Source organism: Geodermatophilus chilensis (assembly GCF_002802985.1).
Taxonomy (GTDB): domain Bacteria; phylum Actinomycetota; class Actinomycetes; order Mycobacteriales; family Geodermatophilaceae; genus Geodermatophilus; species Geodermatophilus chilensis.
Map to the genome: position 1 here is coordinate 1 of NZ_NVPT01000062.1, position 21,434 is coordinate 21,434.

Consider the following 21,434-nt stretch of genomic DNA (forward strand, 5'->3'; position numbering starts at 1 on the left):
TATAAGCCCGCCCCCCTCGACCGACCCCGGCGGAGAGGGCGCTGGACCCCGTGTCACCTCCGGGTCACTCCGAAAGTCGCCGCCACGCCCTCCACCACCTCACCGGAAGGACTCCTCCCGATGCCCACCGCTCCTGACCCCAACGCCCTCCGGCGAGATCGGAAGGACGATCTCGCCTGGACCCAACTCACGCCCCGTGACCTCGACGCCGCCGTCCCTGAGTTCCCCCTCGCCCGACCCACCGAGCGTGACCTCTATTGGTGGCGGGAGGTCTGGGCCATGCCCCAGGCCAACGAGTGGGAGAAGACCGAGGAGCACCACGCCGTAGCTCTGTACGTCCGGCTCCTGGCCCGCTCCGAGGCTCCGGACGCCCCCATCACCGCCATGCGTCCGCTCATGCAGCTCCGCGAGGAGCTGGGCCTCTCCGTCACCGGCCGCCGTCGCCGTCGCTGGCTCATGCCTGGGGAGCAGACGGCCGCCTCCAAGGCCGCCGACCGTGGCCGCCCCGGCCGGGTCGTCCCGCTCCACGGCCGCCAGCGGCCCAGCGCTCGGGACCGCTTCCGCAACGGCTACATCACGCCTCCGGCGCCCGACGCCGACACTGACCCCACCGAGGAGACGCACGCATGAGCACCGACGCCAACGACTGGACCGCCACCGACCTCCGGGCCGCCGAGGAGAACCTCCGCCAGACTCATGCCGAGGTGGAACGCCTCCGAGCCAAGCTGGCCGACGCCGAGGCCGCCAAGGACGCCCATGGCGTCGGCCCCGAGCCCACCGGCGCCGAGGCTGGCCGAGCCGAGGCCCGCCGACGCCTTGCCGAGCGCTCCGGGAAGGCCACCCGCTCCACCTCCACGACCGCCGCCGACAAGGCCGACCAGGCCCCCAGGGATGCCACCTGGGCGGACGGCGTGGCCGAAGCGCAGAGGCGGGCCGCCGAGCGCCGCACCTCGGCCGCCTGACCCAACCCGTTTACACGAGGCGGCCGGGACTCCTGCCCACGGAGCCCGGCCGCCCTCGCGGACCCCACCACCCGGAGCCCTCACTCATGACCGACCCCACCACCTCCGCGCACCGACCGAGCCGCACCCGTCCCGCCGTGGACGCCCTCGCCTGGAGGGTCTGGCGCCTGCCGGACCCCGACCTCGAAGGCGGCCTCCTCGCCGGTGCCTTCGACGCCTCCTGGCGGGTCGGCGGCATCCTCCAGGCCCACTGCTCGGCCCCTCCGGCCGTCCTCCTCCGAGGCCATGGCCCGGTGCCCGGCGTCGGTTGCGGCTGCGGAGTCCATGCCGCCAGGGACCTCGGGGAGCTGCTCGCCCTGGAGGACTGGGACGACGCTTCCCACGTCGTGGGAACCGTGACCCTCGGCGGCCTTTCCAGGGAAGGCCCCGGCGCCTGTGGAGCTGGCAAGGCCGACCCACCAAGCAACGAGCAACGTCCGAAGCGCCTTCGGCGCCGTCGGAGACGACCGCTACGTCCCCCGTCCCCTCGGGGGCCGAGCCAAAGCCGCCGAGGCCGCCCATCCGGGCCTGAGAGCCCACCGAGTGGAGAGCCTCCAAGACGTCCTGGACCTCGCCGGGCTTCCCCTCGCCTGACCCTCGCCCCGGCGGCCCCTCCGGCGCCAAGGCATCCTTGACGGCCCCGGCCATGGCCCGGCTTCCGTTTTCGGGCTAGCCGCTGATCCTCACTGGAGAAGTTCCTCAACGTCGTAGAAGGTCCACTCAGTCAGGATCTCGCCGTTCGGATTGAACACGAATGTCAGGTCTCCCAGTTCGGAGGACGGGAGGCTGAAACGGGAAACCGTCGTGGCCGAGGTTCCTGGAACGAGCTGGACGGGCAGGCCCTCCCGGCCGCCCTGATCATCGAACACCCTCCAACTCTGTGCCTCGTAGAAGTTGACGCCGTAGTAGAGGTACTCATAGACGAAGGCATCGCCCACGGAGAAGCGAAATGGCTGCGGACCGTCGTTGACAATCTCGGTGGTGATGGAGACGAGGGCGTCGTCCCCAGGGTCCACCCAGTAGTCACTCCCGGCGGACGGCTCCGTCGTAACCGAGACAATCCGGGCCGTCAACCCGTTACCGAAAGTGGCAGGCTCCGTGGCCGGGCCGCCCATGGTCTCTGCGGCGACGGGAACCTCGTTGAGGCAGAACTCCAGGTGCGCCTCCCGGAAGGCGTCATCCTCACAGTCAGCCGGATCGAGGGTGACGGCTTCCTCGGTGGTCGGCGCAGCACTTGTCGGGGTGGCCGCAGTCGAGCCGTCATCAGCGGAAGAGTCGCCCCCACACGCAGACAGAGACAGGACCAGGGCCAACCCCAGTGACCCAACCGAGACCACCTCGCACTTCATGACGCGCACCGTAGATGAGGCCCGGTGCGGACGGTGACTGGCTCCGACACAAGAAGGACCTCCCGACGGCACCGCCAGGCGCCGTGAGGACTTGGCACGCCTTCTCCAGGACGGCATCCCCGTCGTCTACAACTGGAGCGGTGCCCCCTCCGCCGGACCTCGTCAGCAGGAGGACCCGCAGGGAAGTCCGCAACCTCTGTACGTCCATCAAGTGGGACGCCATCAGGGGCGCCTTCGAGGATGAGGGCTTCGTCGCTGGGCCTGAACCCGAAGGCGACTCCAGCGTCCGGCGAACCCTGGCCGCCTCTTACCTTGACGCCATCGACTGGACGGACCTCGCCACGGTCCGCCGTGCCCTGCGGGTCTTGGAGAGGCTCCTCCGGCTACACGAGCGGGCCACCGGCCCGGACTACGACCACGAGCGACAGCACCTCCGCGATGAGCTGTGCCGGGATGGCTTCCTCATCGACGCCGACGGCGTCATCTCCTCCGCCCACCTCGGCACCGGCCTCCGGGAGGAGTCACTCGCCAACCTCGCCGACGCCTCGGCCATCCGACAGAGCCTTATACGCATCGGCCGCGAGGTGGAGACAGACCCTCACGGCGCGATCGGGGCGGCCAAAGAGCTGATCGAGTCCACCGCCAAGGTGGTCCTGCATGAGCGTGGCCTCCCGGTGGACGACCGCGATGACGTCCCCGCCCTGGTCAAGAAGGCCACGAAGAGCTTGGAGCTTGCGCCTGGCCCGGAGGCGGGCGACGCCGTCCGGCGCATCCTCGGAGGCTTGACCAGCGTTGCCATCGGGACGGCCGAGCTGCGCAATCGAGGCTTCGGGCGAGGCCACGGCCAGCGGACGGCGCCGACCGGCTTGCATCCCCGCCATGCCCGCCTGGCGGTCGGCGCCGCCACCGTCTGGTGCCAGCTCCTCCTCGACACCCTGGAGGACCCCGCAGCTCCATGGCGCAAGGGGGCAGCGGCATCATGACTCGTATGTCGCCCATCGCCGCCGAGCCCGACGAGTGGTGAACATCCCTCCCACTCCGGTCGGCTGGCGGCAGGTGGACTGGGAGACCCACTGCCGGATCAAGCAGGCACGGGAAGAGCACGCCCGGCTATGGGCCGCCTCCACGCCGCCGGTCACTATCGATCAGGTGCTTGCATGGCTGCCGCCGTCGATCCGGGAGGAGTTTGACTGCGAGGCAGGCCCGCACCAGTGGCTGGGGACCACCGTCCCCGGCAAGGCCATGGCGCAGTTCTGCAAGTTATGCAACCGCAGACGTTGGAGGGTCTAGCCCTCGCCACCTACACGGCCGAGGTTGCCCGGTGGCCGGGGCGCCGAGCATCATCCTTGGCCTCGGCTCTGCCGAGGAGAGAAGTAGAGAGCCCCCGTCCCGAGGTGTTGGAGTCATCTCGGGACGGGGGCTCCTGCTACTCACCAGGCGGCTTACTTCTTGCCGCGCTTGATGGTCTCAACGACGTGCGTCTTCGGGCGGCTACGGGCCGTCTTCACCGACGTGAAACGACCGTTGCCCGCGTTGCGGCCGATCTTCGCCATGGACTCTCACCTCCTCTCCTCTCGGGAACTACACCGCTGTAGTTCGTCTCACTCAGAGTGAGGCGCCAAGGACTGCATGTGCAAGCCGGAAGAGAAGGCGCGTCCTCTATCGAGGCACCTTCGTTACATCGCGCCACAAGTGGCGGCCACGACGACGAAGGCGCCTGCCCCGCCAGGCCGAAGACGGGCATCGGCCTCGTTAGACGCGCTCCCCGCCCGGCTCGGAGGTCAAGGGCAAGCGCACGCGGTCGGCCGGGACGGCGTCCATGTGGTTACCCCTGCCCCACTCGTGATCCATGGAGAACGTCACCTCGGCGACCCACCCTCGCTCCGGGTCGAACCTCCACGCCGACTGGAGTCCGGGCCACCACCGGCCATCCCGCTGCACCTCGACGGCTCTCGGCTCCGCAGACGCCCGGCGATCCATGACGGGAGCATCGGCGAGGGCACCGACACCGCAAGGCCCGCCTCTGCGGTCGATGCGGCCATAGCGTCACGGTGACGCCACTTTCTGTCAGAGCCTCCTCGTACCGTGGTGACATGGATCTCTCCGGCGGCTTCAACCTCTCGCCCTCTGTCCAAGCGCGCCTTCGCCTCCTCGACTGGATCGCCGACAACGGCGGCACCGGTCCGCGTAGGTACGTTGACCTCGGTCCTCTGTTCACGGACCAGGACCAGGACGGGGCCGAGACGGTTGCAGGCCACCTGGAGGCCCTGGAGGAAGACGGTTTCATCCGCCTCCAAAAGACGCTGGGCTGGTCAGGATGGTCCTGCGATGTGACGCCGCGCGGTGTCGACCTCATGGAGGATCTCCAGCGCCGCCGTGGTGACCTCATGGGTCGGCAGCAGGCGGCCCGGGACGCCTTCCTGCGCTGGTTGTACGACGCCAAGCTTCGGGGCAACTCCTCTCCAGACAGCGGCGAGTTCGACCGCAGCGACTTCAACAGCTACTACGGGCACACCTTCACGGAGACGGAGGTCGATTCGGCGAGCGAGTGGCTCCTAGCCGAGGGCTACATCACCGGCATCGAAGTCTTTGGACCCGGTGTGGCTCGGCCCAGCATCACGCCGAAGGGACAGAAGGTGGTCGAACGTGGCACGTCTGTGAACGCCGACTCGCCGGAAGCGTCGAACGTCCCGCCGAACATCACCAACATGACGATCACCGGGTCACACAACACCGTGGCCGCCAATAGCCCCGGCGCCGTCCAGACCGTCACCGTGACCATGACCGAGGACAACCGGCGCCAGGTGGCGGCCGTGGCGGACCAGCTTGAAGGCCTCGTCCGCCTCGGCGCCCTCGGCCTGAACGAGCAGCAGACCGCCCAGGCGGAGGCGGCCGTCGCCGAGCTGCGCCAGGTCGCCGACCAGCCTGCCGTGGAACCGAGCGCCGTCCGTCGAGCGCTGGAGAACGCCAAGGAGGTTGCCGTCTCCGGCACCGGAAGCGCTCTGGGTCAGGGCGTCGTCGCCCTCGTCACCCAGGCCCTCCAGGCCCTGGGGCTGGGCTGACCCGCCGTGGCCGACCGCACCAGAGGTGACGCCGCCGAGGACGTCGGAGCGTCGGGCCTGGAGCACCTCGCAGGACTCGCCGGGATCACGCTCCCCGGTGTCGGCACGGCCAGCCAGTGGATGGCCCGGAAGATCCGCGAGGAATGGGCGAGGAATCGCTCCACCGCTCTCCGAGCTGCCGAGCGGACGTCGGGCCTCTCTCGTGAAGACCTCGCCGAGCAGGTCGCCGCGGACCCTCGCCTGGTTCCTCTCGTGACCCGGCTCCTCTACGCCGCTGGCATGAACGGCCACGACAACACGCTCCGAGCCATGGGCGCGGCCTTCGGCGACGCCGTCCGAGATAGGGAGGCCGTAGACGAGTGTGAGATCATCCTCGGCGCGCTCGCCGACCTCACCGAGGCTCACTCCATCGTCCTCCTCACCCTGAGCGAGAAGCCACTCGACCCTCCGCCCGACCTCCCACACTGGGTTCCCTACCTCTTGGAGGAGAGGTCGGGCCTCCCACCTCGCACAACCTCACTTTGCGTAGCGGCACTGGTCGCTCGGGGACTTGTCGTAGCTCCAACCGGCTTCGGGGGCGAGATCGTTTACCACGTAACTCCTCTTGGCCGGGACGTCCTGGCCGTTCTCCGCGAGCACGCCGAGGCGGGAGGCTAGAGCTGTCCGAAGGGCGGGGACCCTCCAGCACCCGGCGACGGGCCTCGTCCGCACAACTATGAAGGCCCCCGATCTCCACCACCTGGAGGTCGGGGGCCTTCTGCGTTTACACACCCTCCGTGGAGCCCGGCGGACGGCTCACGCCCACCCGGCCACAACGCCGCCGCTGGGGACGTCCAGGACACCCCGACGTCGGTGAGGGTGGCCCGGTGCCCCTACGCGACGGGAGGCCGCCGTGGGCGCCATGTGACGGGTCGGTGGGCCGGGGACCGGAGGGGGCCAGGCCGACCGCACCGACCTCGGCCGTCGCTGGCCGCCGTGGTCGTGGCGGGCGGCGTGGCCCGAGCCCGCCTCCACGTCGGGGAGCCGGAGCCGCTCCGCCGGAACCCCAGTCGTGCTGCTTGCTCCAGGTGACCTCGGCGAGCCAGCCCCGGCCACCACCGGCCGTTGTGCTCCACCTCCACGCGCCGGGGAGGCTCCTACCTGCGCTCCTCCACCAGCCTCACCACGGCGCCGAGGGTAGGGCGGCCCTCCGTCCTCTCCGGGCCGCCGTGGCCGCCCTGGAGCCCCCACACTGGCCGAGCCGTCCCCCGAGCCCGCGAGGAGCCGCACCGATGCCCCTGGACGCCCACCTCACCCGCCTCCCCGGTGACCAGAGGGGACGGGTCTCCCTGGTCCTCGACGGCCGCCGGGTCCTGCTCAACTTCGACCCCGAGGAGGCCGCCGCCGTGCTGGCCGTCGTGCTCCGCCGCCGGGCCGAGAGGGCCGAGGGCCGCCACCGCGCCCGCCGCCGGTAGGGCCACAGCCAGGCCGTTTACACGCCTCTCCGGCATCTATTGCGTCTGGCGTACATACGGCGGGCCGTAGTTGTTGGCCAGGTCGACGTGGGTGACGCCGAGGTCGAAGGCGCGGCGCAGGATCGCGCGCTGCCGGTCGAAGGGGACGTCGTCCCCGAAGTTGTGCCACAGCCCCAGGCTCACCGCCGGCAGGTCCAGTCCGCTGCGGCCGGTGCGCCGGTAGGTCATCGAGTCGTAGCGGTCGTCAGCTGCGCGGTGGGCCATGGTCGGCATCCTGCCCGGCGCGCAGGCGCCCGAACCGGGCCGCCCGGTCCGGGGCTCCCGCGCGAGCGGGGCCGGAGGGCCGCCGGTCGCCCCGGTCGACGGGCCGGAACCGGCCGGATCTAGCGTGCGCTGGTGCCTCCTCCCTCCCCCGGCCCGCGCCGGGTGCTCGTCACCGGCGGCGCCTCGGGCCTGGGTGCCGCACTCGCCGCCCAGTACGCCGGCCGGGGGGACGACGTCCTGGTCACCGACCTCGCCGCGCACGCCGACGTGCCCGCCGGTGCGCGCTACCAGCGCCTGGACGTCACGTCCGAGACCGACTGGACGGCCGCCCTGGAACGGGTGCGCGACGAGTGCGGAGGCCTCGACGTGCTGGTGAACAACGCCGGCGTCGCGGCGGGTGGGCGCATCGACCTGCTCGACACCGCGCACTGGCGGCGGGTGCTCGACGTGAACGTGCTCGGCGCCGTGCACGGCTGCCGCACGTTCGTGCCGCTGTTCAAGGAGCAGGGCGCCGGTCACCTCGTCAACGTCGCCTCGGTCGCGGGCCTGGTGCACCCGCCGGCGATGACCTCCTACAGCGCCGGGAAGGCCGCCGTCGTCGCGCTGTCGGAGAGCCTGCGCGCCGAGCTGGCCCCGCACGGCATCGACGTCAGCGTCGTCTGCCCGTCGTTCTTCCGCACCAACCTCGCCGCCTCGCTGCGCGGTGAGGACCCGCTGGTGGAGCAGGTCGCGACCCGGCTGATCACCCGCGCGCCACTGGGCGCCGACGAGGTCGCCGCGCGGGTGGTCAGCGCGGTCGACGCCCGACGCTTCCTCGTCCTCCCCGACCGCGCCGGCCGCCTCGCCGCCTGGACCAAGCGGCTGGCGCGCCCCCTCTACGACCGGCACATGTCCGCCGCCGGACGGCGGATCCACCGGGCCGGGCAGCACCCGACCCGCGACACCGCGGAGGAGACCGCATGAGCAGGGGCGTCGTCCTCGTCACCGGGGCCAGCTCCGGCCTGGGTGAGGAGATGGCGCGGCAGTTCGCCGCCCTGGGCTACGACCTCGCGCTGTGCGCGCGGCGCACCGACCGCCTCGACGCCCTGGCCGCGGAGATCCGGTCCGCCACGGGACGGCGGGTCGAGACCGCCGCGCTGGACGTCACCAACGCCGCCGCCGTCCCCGCGGTGTTCCGCCGGTTCGACGAGGCCTTCGGCGGACTGGACCGGGTCGTCGTCAACGCCGGCCTGGGCAAGGGCGCACCGCTGGGCACCGGCCGCGCCGAGGCCAACCGCGAGACGGCGATGACCAACTTCGTCGGCGCGCTGGCCCAGTGCGAGGCGGCGCTCGAGGTCTTCCGCCGCCAGGGCCGCGGGCACCTCGTGCTCGTCTCCTCGATGTCGGCGCTGCGCGGGATGCGGCGGTCGATGACCACCTATGCGGCGACCAAGGCCGGCGTCGCGTCGCTGGCCGAGGGGCTGCGGGCCGAGCGCGTCCCGGGCCTGGACGTGTCGGTGGTCTACCCGGGCTACATCCGCTCGGAGATGAACGCCCACGTGCAGCAGAGGACCCGGTTCATGGTCGACACCCCGACCGGCGTGCGCGCGATGGTCGACGCCATCGAGAAGCGGAAGGCCGCGGCGTACGTCCCGGCGTGGCCGTGGGTGTCGATCGGGTTCCTCCTGCGGGTGCTGCCGCTGTCGGTCGTCCGGAGGCTGACGTGAGCGACCGCGCGGTGCGGGCCGAGGACGCCTTCGACGTCCCGGCGGTGGCGGTCTGGCTCGCCGCGCACGCCGACCCGGAGCGCGCCGGAGTGGACCTGTCCGCCGTCCCGGAGGTGCGGCAGTTCTCCGGTGGCGTCTCCAACCTCACCTACCTGATGCGCTACCCCGACGGCCAGCTGGTGCTGCGCCGGCCGCCGAGGGGCGCGCACCACGGGGGCGCCCACGACATGGGCCGCGAGTACCGCATCCAGACCGAGCTGGGCCGGGTGCTGCCCTACGTGCCGCGCACGGTGGCGCTGTGCGAGGACAGCGACGTCATCGGGACGCCGTTCTCCGTCATGCAGCGCCTCGAGGGACCGATCCCGCGCAGGGACCTGCCGCCGGGCGTCGAGCTCTCCCGCGAGCAGGTGGCGCAGCTGTGCCGCAACGTCGTCGACCTGCTGATCGGCCTGCACTCGGTCGACCTCGAGAGCACCGGGCTGGCCGACCTCGGCAGGGGTCCCGGCTTCGTCCGCCGGCAGGTCGACAGCTGGACCGAGCGCTACCGCCGCGCACGGACGCGGCACGTCGGGCCCTTCGAGCGCGTGATGCGCTGGCTGGCCGACAACCAGCCCGCCGACCGGCGGCACACGCTGGTGCACAACGACTTCCGGTTCGACAACGTCGTCCTCGACCCGGCCGACCTCACCCGCCCCGTCGGGCTGCTGGACTGGGAGCTGGCCACCGTCGGCGACCCGCTGATGGACCTGGCCAACGCGCTCGGCTACTGGGTGCAGCCCGACGACGGCCCGCTCCTGCAGCTGTTCCGCCGCCAGCCGACGCACCTGCCCGGGATGATGACCCGCGAGCAGGTCGTCGCGTACTACTGCGCGCGGACCGGCACCCGGGTCACCCACCGCGAGTGGGCCTGGTACCAGGTGTTCGGCCTGTTCCGGGTCGCCGTCATCGCCCAGCAGGTCTACGCGCGCCACCTCGCCGGGCAGACGACCAACAGGCAGTTCCGGCTGTTCGGGGTCGCGGTCGTGGCGCTCGAGCGGCGCTGCCGGCGGCTGATCGCGGCCGCGGAGCGGATGAGCGAGGACCGCGCCGCCGCGCAGGTCGGCAGCCCGCTGCTGACCCGCCGCCGGCTGTCGACGCGCCGCTGGACCCCGCCGGCCGGCGGCACCGACGCCGGTCCCACCGGACCGTTCCGCGTCGCCCGCCGGCTGGCCACCGGCGGGCACGGCCCCGAGGACGTCGCCTTCGACGACCAGGGCCGGGTCGTGGCTGGGCTGCGCGACGGGTGGGTGGTGCGGATCGACCCGGCCACCGGCGCGCGCACCGTCGTCGACGACACCGGCGGCCGGCCGCTGGGCCTGGAACCCTGCCCCGACGGCAGCGTGCTCGTCTGCGACCACGACCGCGGGCTGCTGCGCGTGCAGCCGGACGGCGCGGTCGAGGTGCTGGCCGACACCGTCGACGGCGAACCGCTGACCTTCGCCAGCAACGTGGTCGCGCACCCGGACGGCACCATCTGGTTCACCACGTCGACCAGCCGGTGGGACCTCGAGCACCACCTCGGCGACCTGTTCGAGCACTCGCGCACCGGCCGGCTGGTGCGCCGCGACCCCGACGGCACCGTCACTCCCGTGCTGTCCGGGCTGGCGTTCGCCAACGGCCTGGCGCTGGCACCCGACGGCTCGTCGCTGCTGTTCGCCGAGACCGCCGCCTACCGGGTGTCCCGGTACTGGCTGACCGGCCCGCGCGCCGGCAGCACCGAGCCGCTGGTGGAGGACCTGCCCGGCTTCCCCGACAACCTGAGCCTGGGCAGCGACGGCCTGCTCTGGATCGGGATGGCCGCGCCGCGCAACGCGCTGCTCGACCGGCTCCTGCCGCTGCCCGGCGTCCTGCGGCAGCTGCTGTGGAACCTGCCCGCCAGGCTGCGGCCCGCCGCCGAGCCGCTCGCCTGGGTGCTGGCGGTCGACCTCGACGGCCGGGCGGTGCACGACCTGCGGACCACCGACGGCTCCTACCGGTTCGTCACCGCGGCCGCCGAGCGCGACGGCACGGTGGTCGCCGCGAGCCTGCACGAGGACGACGTCGTCGTCCTGGAGCCGCCCGGTTGAACGGAGGGGCGTGGTGCGGCGCCGACCGGCGGCGCGGGCGTGACCTCCGGCACGTCCGCTCGTTGGCCTGGCACCTGACCCACCCCGCCCGACCGGAGAGGCGCCCGATGCCCCGCCCCCTTCGCAACCGTGCCGCCGCGTGCGCCGTCGGCGCGGCCGTCCTGGTCGCCCTCGCACCCGCCGGCCCCACCGCGGCGACGTCCGAGGTGTTCCGGCCGCAACTGGTCACCGTCGACACCCCCACCCGCGCCGACAAGGAACTGCTGCAGACCCTCGGGCTGGACCTGACCGAGCACGCCGGGCACGACTACGTCGAGGTCGTGCTGCACAGCGCCGACGACGTGGCGGCGCTGGCCCGTGCCGGCCTCGGCTTCGACGTCCGCATCCCCGACCTGCTGGCCCGCGAGGCCGAGAACAACGAGGTCAACGCGGCCTACGCCGCGGCCACGGAGAGCTCCCCGCTGCCCTCGGGCCGGGACGCCTACCGCACGCTGGCCGACTACGAGGCGGACATGGCCGCGCTCGAGCGGGACCACCCCGACCTGGTCGAGCGCTTCGCCCTGCCGCACCGCTCGCTGGACGGCCGGCCGGTGTACGGCGTGGAGATCGGCCGGGACGTCCGCGGGCCCGACACCGGGCTGCCCACCTTCGTGATGCTCGGCGTGCACCACGCGCGGGAGTGGCCCTCGGGCGAGCACGCCATGGAGTTCGCCGTCGACCTGGTGGAGAACTACGGCACCGACCGCCGGATCACCGACCTGGTCGACCGCGCCCGGGTGGTCGTGGTCCCGGTCGTCAACGTCGACGGCTTCCACCTCTCCCGCACCGACGGCGGGCTGGTCGACCTGCGCGCCGTGGACGGGGGCGGGACGGCGAGCATCCTGGCCACCCCCGGCAACGCCTACAAGCGCAAGAACTGCCGCGTCGTCGACGGGCAGGACACCCCCGACGGCAGCTGCGTCCTCGGCGCGACCAGCCCCGGCGGCTACGGGGTGGGCGTGGACCCGAACCGCAACTACGGCGGCTACTGGGGCGGACCCGGCGCCTCGGACCTGTTCGCCGACCCCACCTACCGGGGCGCCGCGGCGTTCTCGGAGCCGGAGACGCAGAACGTCCGCGAGCTGGTCAGCGGCCGGCACGTGACCACGCTGATCACCAACCACACCTTCTCCAACCTCGTGCTGCGGCCCGGCGGCGTCGCCCCGGACCAGGTGGCACCCAGCGAGGGCATCCCCCTGGGCGACCCGTACGACGAGGGGGCGCTCAAGGAGCTCGGCGACGCGATGGCCGCGCAGAACGGCTACACCAGCCAGCACGCGTGGGAGCTCTACGACACCACCGGCTCCACGGAGGACTGGTCGTACAACGCCACCGGCGGCTTCGGCTACACCTTCGAGATCGGGCCCGACGAGTTCCACCCGCCCTTCCCCGAGGTGGTCGACGAGTACCTCGGCGCCGGGCCGTACGCCGGCAAGGGGAACCGGGAGGCGTACCTGCTCGCGCTGGAGAACGCCGTGGACCCCGGGGCGCACTCGGTGCTGACCGGCAAGGCGCCGGCGGGCGCGACGCTGCGGCTGAAGAAGACCGTCGCCACCCCGACGTGGGAGGGCTCGATCCAGGACACGCTGGACACCACGATCACCGTCGGGCGGGACGGCCGGTACACCTGGCACGTCAACCCCTCCACCCGCCCGGTCGTCATGGACCGGCAGGTCGAGACCCTCTCCGGGGAGCCGCTGCGCGAGGAGTCCTGGACCGGGACCACGGCGCCGCTGCAGTCGACCGACCGGGAGTTCACGATCACCGAGGACGCCGACCTGTTCGAGGTGGTGCTCGACTGGCCGACCCCGGACGACCTGGACCTCGAGGTGTACCGCAGGGGTGCCGACGGCTCGCTGACGCCGGTGGGCAGCTCCGGCAACTTCGTCGGCGAGAAGGAGCGGGTGCTGCTGCAGGACCCGGCGCCGGGCACCTACGTCCTGCGGGTGGTCAACTTCGCCTCGCTCACCCCCACCTGGACGCTGACCGCCGCGCTGTTCGACGCCGAGCCCTCCGTCGTCCCCGGCCTGGTCGAGGCCTGGACGCTCACCTGCGAGCGCGACGGCCGGGTGGCGCAGCGGGTGCCGGTGGTGGTCGACCGCGGGCAGCAGCTGCGGGTGGACCTGACCGCCTGCGGACGGCGCTGACGCGAGCCGGCCGGATCCCGCCCCCGGGCGGGGCCCGGCCGGCCCCCTAGCCGACCTCGACCGGCCGCAGCGGCCGGGTGGCCCCCGCGGCGAGCAGGCCCACCGCGAGGACGACGAGCACCACCAGCAGCGCCTGCAGCACGCCGGTCGCCTCCGCGACGAAGCCGATCAGCGGGGGCCCGGCGAGGAACGCGGTGTAGGAGATTGAGCTGACCACCGACACCCGGGCCGCGGCGCGGGCCGGGTCGTCGGCGGCCGCGCTCATGCCCACCGGGAAGCCGAGCGCGGCGCCGGCGCCCCACAGCACCGCCCCGGCGAGGGCCACCGGCAGGGCGGGCGCGGTGACGAACAGCAGCAGCCCGAGGACGGCGGTGACCCCGCCCACGCGCAGGACGGCGACCCGCCCCCACCGGTCGAGCAGGGCGCCGCCGACCAGCCGGACGGCGGTCATCGCGGCGACGAAGACGGCGAAGCCGACGGCCGCGGTCGACTCGGCGATGCCGTGCCCGTCGACGAGGGCGACGGCCAGCCAGTCGTTGGCGCTGCCCTCGGTGAAGGCGAAGGCGAGGGTGAGGACGCCGACCAGCAGCGTCCGCGGCTCGCGCCAGGCCCGCCCGACGCCGGATCCGCCCCGGTGCTCCTCCCCCGCCGCCGGGTCAGCGGGGAGGAAGGAGCGGGTGGCCACGGCGAGCGCCGTGACCGCGAGCACCGCGGTCACCGCGAGCTGGGCCGCCAGCGGGAAGGCCAGCGCGGCCGCCCCGGCCCCCAGCAGCGCCCCGGCCACGGTGCCGAGGCTGAAGCCGGCGTGCAGCCGCGGCATGAGGACCCGCCCCAGCCGCTGCTCGACGGCGGCGCCCTCGATGTTCATGGCGACGTCCCAGCTGCCGACGCCCACGCCGACCAGCGCCAGCCCGGCGCCGGCGGCGAGCACCCGACCGGTGCCCAGACCGAGGGCCAGCAGGAGCAGCCCGGCGGCCGCCACGACCGTCCCGGCCAGCACGCCGCGGGCGGGGCCGATGCGGTGCACCAGCGGGCCGGTCAGCGGCAGCGCGACCACCGACCCGACGGCGATGCACAGCAGCAGCAGGCCCAGTTCGGCCGACGACAGCGCCAGCGCGTCGCGGGCGGCGGGCACCCGCGAGATCCAGGACGCGAAGGCGAACCCGTTGACCACGAAGGCCGTGGCGACGGCGACGCGCGCCCGCTCGGTGGGGACGGCGGTCGTCGTGGAGCGCACCATGGGGTCCTTCCGGCAGCGTGGGCACTCACCCTATCGAATCGATTCGACTCCGCCCTCTCGACGGCCCGGTCGTCGGGTCGTAGCGTCGTCCGACCCCACCGACGGAGGACGCGACCGTGAGCGACCGGAGCCGCCCGACGCTGGCCACCGTGGCGGCCCTGGCCGAGGTGGCCCCGTCGACGGCGTCCCTGGTCTTCTCCGGGTCCACGCGGGTGGCGCCGGCGACGCGGGAGCGGGTGCTGGCCGCGGCCGCCGAACTCGGCTACGCGGGCCCGGACCCGGTCGCCCGCTCGCTGCGGTCGCGGCGCAGCGGCGTGGTCGGCGCGGTGATCGGCGAGCGGCTGGCCTCGGCCTTCAACGACCCCGTCGCCGTCCAGTTGCTGGACGGCGTGACCGAGGTGCTCAGCCCGCTGGGCGTCGGCCTGCTGCTGCTGCCCGGGGACGCCGACCGGTCCGGCCCGACGCTGGCCCAGCTGGCCCACGTCCCGCTCGACGCGGTCGTCTACGCGACCTGCGGGCTCGAGGACGACCCCGCCCTGGACCACCTGCGCCGGCGCGGCGTGCCGGTGGTGGCCGTCGACGGGCCGCGGGTGGACGACGTGGTGTTCGTCGGCATCCAGGACCGTCGCGGCACCGTCGAGCTGGCCCGGCACCTCGCCGGGCTCGGCCACCACCGCGTCGCCGTCGTCGCCATGCCGCTGCGGCTGGACGGCACCCGCGGCCCGGTCTCCCCCGAGCGCCGGGCGCGCACCCACTACCGCGAGGTGCGCGAGCGGGTGCTCGGTGTGGAGGAGGTCCTCGGCGCGGTGCCGGTGTGGGAGACGGCCGCCAACGCCGTCGAGGAGGGCGAGCGGGCCGGGCGCGTGCTGCTCGACGTCCCGCTCGCCGACCGGCCGACCGCGGTGGTCGCGCAGAGCGACGTCCTGGCCGCCGGCGTCCTGCGCGCGGCCGCGGGGCTGGGGCTGCGGGTGCCGGAGGACGTCAGCGTCGCGGGCTTCGACGGCGCCGAGCTGCCCTGGCTCCCGCCGGTGCGGCTGACCACGGTGGCGCAGCCGACCGCGGAGAAGGGCCGGGTGGCCGGCCGGGCGGTCATCGACCTGGTCGCGGGCCGGCGTCCGGACGACGTCGTGCTCGACGTGCGGCTGTCGGTGGGCACCACCACCGGGCCGGCGCCGCGCTGACCGCCGTCGTCGAGGCACCCGCTCATGATGTGCCGTCCGGACCCCGAGGTCGTGCTCGACGGGCTGCACGCCGTCGTGTCCGCCGACGGCTCGACCTGACCCGCCCGCCCAGCGGCCCACCGCCCGAGGGGACGTCTGGCAGGTTGGCGGGGTGACCGACCTCGTCGTCCCGCCGGTGCGGCTGCTGTACGTGCCGTTCGACTCGGGCGTCCGCGACGCGCGGATGGGGGCCGGTCCGCTCGCGCTCGCCCGCGCCGGGGCCGCCGAGCGGCTGCGCCGGCGCGGGCACGAGGTGGACGAGCAGGTGCTCGAGCCCGCCTCGGACTGGCGGGCCGAGGCGCAGACCGCCTTCGAGCTGCACGCGGTCGTGGCCGACGCGGTCCGCGGTGCTCGCCGCGCCGGCCGGCTGCCGCTGCTGCTGGCCGGCAACTGCAACACCACCCTCGGCGTGCTGGCCGGCCTCGCGGAGCCCGGGCGGCGGGTCGGCCTGGTGTGGCTCGACGCCCACGGCGACCTCAACACCCCCGAGACGACGTCCACCGGCTTCCTCGACGGGCAGGGGCTGGCGATGGTGCTCGGGTGGTGCTGGCGGACGGCGACCTCCCGCGTCGAGGGCTTCGAGCCGCTGCCCGAGCGTCAGACGCTGCTGGTGGGCGCCCGCGACCTGGGCGCGGCGGAGGAGGCGGCGCTGCGCGCGTCCGACGTCCGGTGGCTGCCGCCGGACCTCGCCCGGGACGCCGGTGCCGTGGCCGCGGCGCTCGACGAGCTCGCCACCCGGGCGGACGTCGTCCACCTGCACGTCGACCTCGACGTGCACGACCCCGACGCGGTGGCTCCCGCCAACGGCTACGCGGTCGGTGACGGGCTGCTCGCCGCGGACGTGCTGCGGCTCGTGGAGCAGGCAGCCGAGCGCCTGCCCGTGGTGTCGGCGACGCTCGCCTCCTGGGACCCGGCGCACGACCGCGACGGGCGGGTGCAGGAGGCCGCGCTCGAGCTGCTCGCCCGTCTCGTCGCCGTCGGCACCGGTGTGCGGTCGTGAGCGGCACCCCCGTCGTCCGCGAGTACCGGCCCGGGGACCACCCGGCCGTCGCGACTGGATCTCCGGCTGGCCGTCCGCCCGGACCGCGGCCGCACCGGGCTGGTCTCCTGGCAGCGCCTGGGCTGCCTGCCCGCGCCGGACGTCCTCTGCGCCGAGCCGATGCCACCCGGTTGACAGCCCGACCGACCCGGCGTCGACTGCAGGCGTGAGCGACCCCGGGATGCGCACGTCCCTGCCACTGGCCTGCACGCTCGGGCCGCAGGACGGGGACGCCCGGCTCCAGCGCTGGCAGGCGCTGCACCGCAGCGCTCACCCGGTCAGCTCCGTGCTGGACGGCATCCTGGAGGTCCGCTACCCCGGCCACCCCGGTGTCCTGGACGAGGTCCGCGCCCTGGCGACCGCCGAGCGGACGTGCTGCGCCTTTGTCGACTGGACCGTGACGCAGGTCGGTGGCGACGTCCTGCTGACCGTGACGTCGCCGCCCGGCACGCCAGAGGCCGTCGAGCCGATCGCTGCACTGCTCGCCGCGCCGACCTGATCCGAGGGCTCTGCCAGGCCGCGGGCATGGGTGTCGAGCGGATCGTCCCGGACCTGACCAGCCGGTCGACGGCGGAGGCCGTCGCCTTCTACGGTCGGGTGCTCGGTCTCGAGCCGGTGATGGACCACGGCTGGATCGTGACGCTGGCAGACCCCGACCGGCCGGGCGCGCAGCTGAGCCTGCTGACGCACGAGGCGACGGCTGCGGTCGTCCCCGACGTCTCGATCGAGGTGGACGACGTGGACGCCGCCCACGCGGCCGCGGTCCAGGCGGGCGCGGAGATCGTGCACCCGCTGACCGACGAGCCCTGGGGTGTGCGGCGCTTCTTCGTCCGCGACCCGGACGGGCACGTCGTCAACGTCCTCGGTCACGCCTGATCCGCCCGCTGCGTGGAGGACCGTCCGTCCTCCCCGCGGTCATCCTGCGGGCTCGGCCCGCCGTCGCCGGGGTCACGGGGCGGTGACCGGGTTGTCGGGGACGGGCAGAGCCGCGGCCGAGGCGACGACGTGGTCGACCAAGCCGTAGTCGCGGGCCTCCTCGGGGGTGAACCAGCGGTCGCGGTCGAAGTCGCGCTCGATCTGCTCGACGCTCTGCCCGGAGTGCTCGGCCTGCAACTGGTTGATCTGCTGCTTGAGCTTCCGCAGCATGTCGGCCTGGATGGTGATGTCGGATTGCGTGCCCCCGACCCCGGCCGAGGGCTGGTGCACCATGATCCGCGTGTGCGGCAGCGAGAACCGCTTGCCGCGGGTGCCCGCGCTGAGCAGGAACTGCCCCATCGAGGCGGCCATCCCGAACGAGTAGGTCGCGACGTCGCAGTCGATGAAGCGCATCGTGTCGTAGACGGCCATGCCGGCGCTGACCGAACCGCCGGGTGAGTTGATGTACAGGTGGACGTCGCGGCTCGGGTCGTCGGCCGAGAGCAGCAGCATCTGCGCGCAGATCTGGTTGGCGACGTCGTCGTCGACCTGACTGCCGAGGAACACGATGCGCTCCCGCAGCAACCGGTCGAAGACGGCGTCGTGCAGCGACGCGTGACCGTTCGCCGCCGGGCACGGGGGCAGCCGTCGTGCTGCCGCGCACGGCGTCGGCAGGGACGGCACCGGGGACGGCACCGGGGATGGGGCCGGGCGGCGCGACCGCCGCCGGGCACGCCGCCGACGAGGCGCTGTCCTGGCTGCAGACCACCTACGACCTCGTGCTGGCAGAGAACCTCAGCCCACCGGCCGCCGCCCGCACCTACGCCCACACGGCGGTCGCCATGTACGAGGCCGCTGTCCGCGGGATGCCGGGTCACCGGTCCCTGGGTGGTCAGCTGCGGGACCTGACGGCGCCTGCACCGCAGCCGCTCGCCGCGCTGGTCGACTGGCCGGCCGCGGCGGTGGCGTCTGGGGCCGCCGTGCTGCGGCAGCTGCTGCCCTTCGCCGGGGTCGGCACACGGGCACAGCTGGACACGGCCGAGGCCGCGGTGCTGGGCCGGCGGCGTGCGGCGGGGGTCCCCCAGCGGGCCCTGGACGCCTCCGTGGGGCACGGCAGGTCGGTGGCGGCACACCTGGCTCCGTGGATCGCCGCCGACGGACACGCCGCGACCGTGGGCCGCCCGTACGTGCCGCCGGCGACCGAGCCGTGGCACTGGGCGTCCACGCCGCCCAACTTCCGGCCGGCCATCGAGCCGCACTGGGCCGAGATCCGACCCATGGTGCTCACCAGCGCCGACGAGGTCGAGCCGGAGCCGCCGCTGCCCTTCTCGACCGACCCCGGCTCGGCGTTCCACGACGAGGCGATGGTGGTCTACCGCCAGTCGGCGGCGAACACCCCCGAGCACCGGGCGATCGCCGACTTCTGGACCGACAACCCCGGGTCGTTCACCCCCACCCCACCGCACGGCAGGCCGACCGGCCTGCCGTCCGGTCACTGGAGCTCATCGCCTGCCAGGCGCTCGCCCTGCGGGGGGCGCGGCTGGACGTCGCACTCGACACCCTCGCCGTCACCGGGATCGCCCTGCACGAGGCGTTCCTCAACTGCTGGACCTGGAAGTACCGGTACAACCTGCTCCGACCGGTCGCGTACGTGCGGCAGCACATCGACGCGCGCTGGTCCACCCACGTCAACAGCCCACAGTTCCCCGAGCACACCTCGGGGCACAGCGTCGCCTCACCGGCGGCCGCCGCGGTGCTCACCGACCGGCTGGGCACCTTCGCCTTCACCGACCACTCGCACGACGTCCGCGGCCACGCGCCGCGCACCTTCGCCTCGTTCGGCCACGCCGCCCAGGAGGCCGCCCGGTCACGGCTGTACGGCGGCATCCACTTCCCGCACGCCATCGCGGCGGGCCTCACCCAGGGCGAGCGGGTCGGCGCCCTGGTCCTGCAACGGGTGCACACCCGGCGCTGAGCCCCCTCGCCCTCCTCGGGGCGCCCGCCGGGCGTCCCGCCGTCCCCGCACGGCTCCGCCGTGCACCAACGGAAGAAGGTCCCATGTCCGCCTCCTCCCTGCGCCGCCTGGCGACGGTCACCGCCGCCGCGGCCGCGCTCGCCGTCGCCGTCCCCTCGCCGGCTCTGGCCGGCGACTTGTTCTTCTCCAAGTCCTCGGGCATCCAGGTGACCACGACCTGGCTCGAGATCGGCGAGCTGCCGGCGGCTGCCAACGCGCCGGGCAACGCCCACTTCGGCGACCTCTACGTCGAGGACCTCGGCAACGGCCGGGCCCGGGTGTTCGGCACGGTCCATGATGTCGAGTGCGACGAGGGGACGACGCCCTACCTCCCGCTCGGTGGCGGGCACGGCGAGCCGGCGCCCCCCGACGGGCCGTGCCAGCTGCTCGGGACCCGCTTCGTCGAGGGCGGTCAGGTGACCTTCACGGTCGACAAGAAGCTCACGAAGGCGACGCTCAGCGGCACGCTGGCCGTGGGCAGCGGGCACGGGGACACCACGGGCACCCCGGCGGTCGACATCACGTGGACCGGGATCGGCGCCACCTACAGCGAGCGGCAGAGCGGCACGTTCGTCGACGCGTACGGGACGTGGACCTACCGGTACGACTTCACCGGCCGGGACGCCGCCGTGACCCCCGGCAGCCGCATCGGGCCGATGGTGTTCGACGACGAGGCCGGGGAGTACTCCCAGTCGCTGCTCGGCAAGTACCGCCAGTCGGACCGTCAGCGCTCCTGACCCGACCGTGCCGCCGGGCCGCACTCCGGGGCCCGGCGGCACACCACCGGTCCGGCCGCTCCCGACGGCCGGACCCGGAGTCACACCGTCAGCAGGATCTTGCCGGTGGTCCGCCGTCCCTCGAGGTCCTCGTGCGCCCGCCGGGCCTCGGCCAGCGGGTACCGCCCGCCGATGCGGACGTCGAGCCGGCCGGCGGCGACCATGTCCAGGACCGCGCCGGCGCGCTCGCGCAGCATCTCCGGGGTGCGGGTGTAGGTGGCCAGCGTCGGCCGCTGGAGGTACAGCGAGCCGTGCGCGGCGAGGGACTGCACCTCCAGCGGCTCGGGCTGCCCGCTGGCGGCGCCGTAGACGATCATCCGGCCGGTCGGCCGCAGCGCGGTCAGCCCCGCGCCGAACGTCGTCCGCCCGACGCCGTCGTAGACGGCCGCGGCCCCCTCGCCGCCGGAGAGCTCGCGGACCCGCTCCGGGAAGCCGTCGTAGCCGACCACGACCTCGTCGGCACCGGCTCCCCGGGCCAGCTCGGCCTTCTCCTCGGTGGAGACGGTGGCCAGCACACGTCCACCGCGGGCCCGCACCAGCTGGGTGAGCAGCAGCCCCACTCCCCCGGCCGCGCTGTGCACGACCACCCAGTCGCCCTCGGCCACGGGGTACGAGTCGGCGGCGAGGTAGTGGGCGGTGCAGCCCTGGAGCAGCACGGCGGCGGCCACGTCGAGGGGGACGTCGTCCGGCACCGGGACCAGCTTCTCCCGCGGCGCGGCCACCCGGGTGGCGTAGCTGCCGGCGACGTCGGACCAGGCGACCCGCTCCCCGGTGCCCACGACGGTGCCCGCGCCCTCGGCACCGACGACCCTGGGCAGGTCGCCGCCGTACGGCGGGCGGCCCTCGCGTTCGTAGACGTCACGGAAGTTGACGCCCACGGCCTCGACGTCGACCAGCACCTGGCCCTCGCCGGGCTCGGGGTCGGGCACCTCGCGGACGGTCAGCACCTCGGGGCCGCCGGTCCGCTCGATGAGCACTGCCTGCACGTTCGTCCTCCCGTCGTCGGCCGTGCCCGCTGCCTACCACGGAGGCCGGGACCCTGCCGGGTGCTGGGACGTACCGGTGAGCGGCCGCCTCGGCCGAGCTCACGTAGCCGCCGGCGA

At 73.9% G+C, this 21,434-nt stretch carries 21 protein-coding genes; 16 read left to right on the forward strand and 5 right to left on the reverse strand.

From position 1 onward, the window contains the following. Nucleotides 1–120 precede the first annotated feature (120 nt). Both CNO22_RS12200 and CNO22_RS12205 read left to right on the forward strand, forming a co-directional pair. A complete protein-coding gene (locus CNO22_RS12200; protein WP_100499633.1) occupies nucleotides 121–630 on the forward strand; it encodes a hypothetical protein in 510 nt (169 codons plus the stop codon). Continuing rightward, entirely contained in the window at nucleotides 627–962 is a 336-nt protein-coding gene (locus tag CNO22_RS12205; RefSeq protein ID WP_100499634.1) for a hypothetical protein, read from the forward strand. The genes CNO22_RS12200 and CNO22_RS12205 overlap by 4 nt, the downstream gene beginning before the upstream one ends. 722 nt (nucleotides 963–1,684) lie before the next feature. Here the strand turns inward: CNO22_RS12205 and CNO22_RS12215 are convergent. Beyond that, nucleotides 1,685–2,350 carry a hypothetical protein gene (locus CNO22_RS12215; protein WP_100499636.1) on the reverse strand — a complete coding sequence of 222 codons (666 nt, stop codon included), beginning with the start codon at nucleotides 2,348–2,350 and terminating at the stop codon, nucleotides 1,685–1,687. A gap of 140 nt (nucleotides 2,351–2,490) precedes the next feature. Here CNO22_RS12215 and CNO22_RS12220 point away from each other — a divergent pair, with 140 nt between their 5' ends. The 4 genes from CNO22_RS12220 to CNO22_RS12245 all read left to right on the forward strand — a co-directional run bounded on the left by CNO22_RS12220 (nucleotide 2,491) and on the right by CNO22_RS12245 (nucleotide 6,866). Further along, nucleotides 2,491–3,333 carry an abortive infection family protein gene (locus CNO22_RS12220; protein WP_198588281.1) on the forward strand — a complete coding sequence of 281 codons (843 nt, stop codon included), beginning with the start codon at nucleotides 2,491–2,493 and terminating at the stop codon, nucleotides 3,331–3,333. Nucleotides 3,334–4,443: 1,110 nt separating this feature from the next. Next, nucleotides 4,444–5,412 (forward strand): hypothetical protein, encoded by a 969-nt coding sequence (locus CNO22_RS12235; protein ID WP_100499640.1) that lies wholly within the window; start codon nucleotides 4,444–4,446, stop codon nucleotides 5,410–5,412. A gap of 6 nt (nucleotides 5,413–5,418) precedes the next feature. After that, on the forward strand, nucleotides 5,419–6,069 hold the full coding sequence (locus CNO22_RS12240; RefSeq protein WP_100499641.1) for a hypothetical protein: 651 nt from the start codon (nucleotides 5,419–5,421) through the stop codon (nucleotides 6,067–6,069). Between the two features lie 614 nt (nucleotides 6,070–6,683). Next, complete coding sequence (locus CNO22_RS12245; protein WP_100499642.1) at nucleotides 6,684–6,866, forward strand: hypothetical protein; 183 nt, start codon at nucleotides 6,684–6,686, stop codon at nucleotides 6,864–6,866. A gap of 36 nt (nucleotides 6,867–6,902) precedes the next feature. Here CNO22_RS12245 and CNO22_RS12250 read toward each other — a convergent pair whose 3' ends face one another. Continuing rightward, nucleotides 6,903–7,130 (reverse strand): aldo/keto reductase, encoded by a 228-nt coding sequence (locus CNO22_RS12250; RefSeq protein WP_269799591.1) that lies wholly within the window; start codon nucleotides 7,128–7,130, stop codon nucleotides 6,903–6,905. A gap of 132 nt (nucleotides 7,131–7,262) precedes the next feature. On the opposite strand from CNO22_RS12250, the gene CNO22_RS12255 reads away from it, so the two are divergent. From CNO22_RS12255 to CNO22_RS12275, 4 genes are all read left to right on the forward strand, one after another. Next, on the forward strand, nucleotides 7,263–8,093 hold the full coding sequence (locus CNO22_RS12255; RefSeq protein WP_100499643.1) for an SDR family NAD(P)-dependent oxidoreductase: 831 nt from the start codon (nucleotides 7,263–7,265) through the stop codon (nucleotides 8,091–8,093). After that, complete coding sequence (locus tag CNO22_RS12260) at nucleotides 8,090–8,836, forward strand: SDR family oxidoreductase (protein ID WP_100499644.1); 747 nt, start codon at nucleotides 8,090–8,092, stop codon at nucleotides 8,834–8,836. The genes CNO22_RS12255 and CNO22_RS12260 overlap by 4 nt, the downstream gene beginning before the upstream one ends. After that, nucleotides 8,833–10,941: a phosphotransferase gene (locus tag CNO22_RS28330; RefSeq protein WP_198588282.1), complete on the forward strand. Its 2,109-nt coding sequence runs from the start codon at nucleotides 8,833–8,835 to the stop codon at nucleotides 10,939–10,941. The genes CNO22_RS12260 and CNO22_RS28330 overlap by 4 nt, the downstream gene beginning before the upstream one ends. Nucleotides 10,942–11,048: 107 nt before the next feature. Continuing rightward, nucleotides 11,049–13,127 (forward strand): M14 family zinc carboxypeptidase, encoded by a 2,079-nt coding sequence (locus tag CNO22_RS12275; RefSeq protein WP_100499645.1) that lies wholly within the window; start codon nucleotides 11,049–11,051, stop codon nucleotides 13,125–13,127. A gap of 46 nt (nucleotides 13,128–13,173) precedes the next feature. Here CNO22_RS12275 and CNO22_RS12280 read toward each other — a convergent pair whose 3' ends face one another. Continuing rightward, nucleotides 13,174–14,367: an MFS transporter gene (locus tag CNO22_RS12280; protein ID WP_100499646.1), complete on the reverse strand. Its 1,194-nt coding sequence runs from the start codon at nucleotides 14,365–14,367 to the stop codon at nucleotides 13,174–13,176. Between the two features lie 116 nt (nucleotides 14,368–14,483). Here CNO22_RS12280 and CNO22_RS12285 point away from each other — a divergent pair, with 116 nt between their 5' ends. The 4 genes from CNO22_RS12285 (at nucleotide 14,484) to CNO22_RS12300 (ending at nucleotide 17,502) form a co-directional block, all read left to right on the forward strand. Continuing rightward, nucleotides 14,484–15,548: a LacI family DNA-binding transcriptional regulator gene (locus CNO22_RS12285; protein WP_100499647.1), complete on the forward strand. Its 1,065-nt coding sequence runs from the start codon at nucleotides 14,484–14,486 to the stop codon at nucleotides 15,546–15,548. Between the two features lie 151 nt (nucleotides 15,549–15,699). After that, nucleotides 15,700–16,587, forward strand: a complete 888-nt coding sequence (locus CNO22_RS12290; RefSeq protein WP_100499648.1) for an arginase family protein — start codon at nucleotides 15,700–15,702, stop codon at nucleotides 16,585–16,587. Between the two features lie 205 nt (nucleotides 16,588–16,792). Then, nucleotides 16,793–17,125, forward strand: coding sequence for a hypothetical protein (locus CNO22_RS12295; protein WP_100499649.1), 333 nt, complete (start codon nucleotides 16,793–16,795; stop codon nucleotides 17,123–17,125). Nucleotides 17,126–17,151: 26 nt separating this feature from the next. Continuing rightward, a complete protein-coding gene (locus tag CNO22_RS12300) occupies nucleotides 17,152–17,502 on the forward strand; it encodes a DUF6894 family protein (protein ID WP_100499650.1) in 351 nt (116 codons plus the stop codon). Between the two features lie 72 nt (nucleotides 17,503–17,574). Here CNO22_RS12300 and CNO22_RS12305 read toward each other — a convergent pair whose 3' ends face one another. Beyond that, entirely contained in the window at nucleotides 17,575–18,225 is a 651-nt protein-coding gene (locus tag CNO22_RS12305) for an ATP-dependent Clp protease proteolytic subunit (RefSeq protein ID WP_456298004.1), read from the reverse strand. Between the two features lie 523 nt (nucleotides 18,226–18,748). Here CNO22_RS12305 and CNO22_RS27665 point away from each other — a divergent pair. Both CNO22_RS27665 and CNO22_RS12315 read left to right on the forward strand, forming a co-directional pair. Then, entirely contained in the window at nucleotides 18,749–19,516 is a 768-nt protein-coding gene (locus CNO22_RS27665; protein WP_157936920.1) for a phosphatase PAP2 family protein, read from the forward strand. Nucleotides 19,517–19,599: 83 nt separating this feature from the next. Further along, nucleotides 19,600–20,292, forward strand: coding sequence for a hypothetical protein (locus CNO22_RS12315; protein ID WP_100499652.1), 693 nt, complete (start codon nucleotides 19,600–19,602; stop codon nucleotides 20,290–20,292). Nucleotides 20,293–20,372: 80 nt separating this feature from the next. Here the strand turns inward: CNO22_RS12315 and CNO22_RS12320 are convergent, their stop codons facing one another. Further along, entirely contained in the window at nucleotides 20,373–21,317 is a 945-nt protein-coding gene (locus tag CNO22_RS12320) for a quinone oxidoreductase family protein (RefSeq protein ID WP_100499653.1), read from the reverse strand. Between the last annotated feature and the right edge of the window lie 117 nt (nucleotides 21,318–21,434).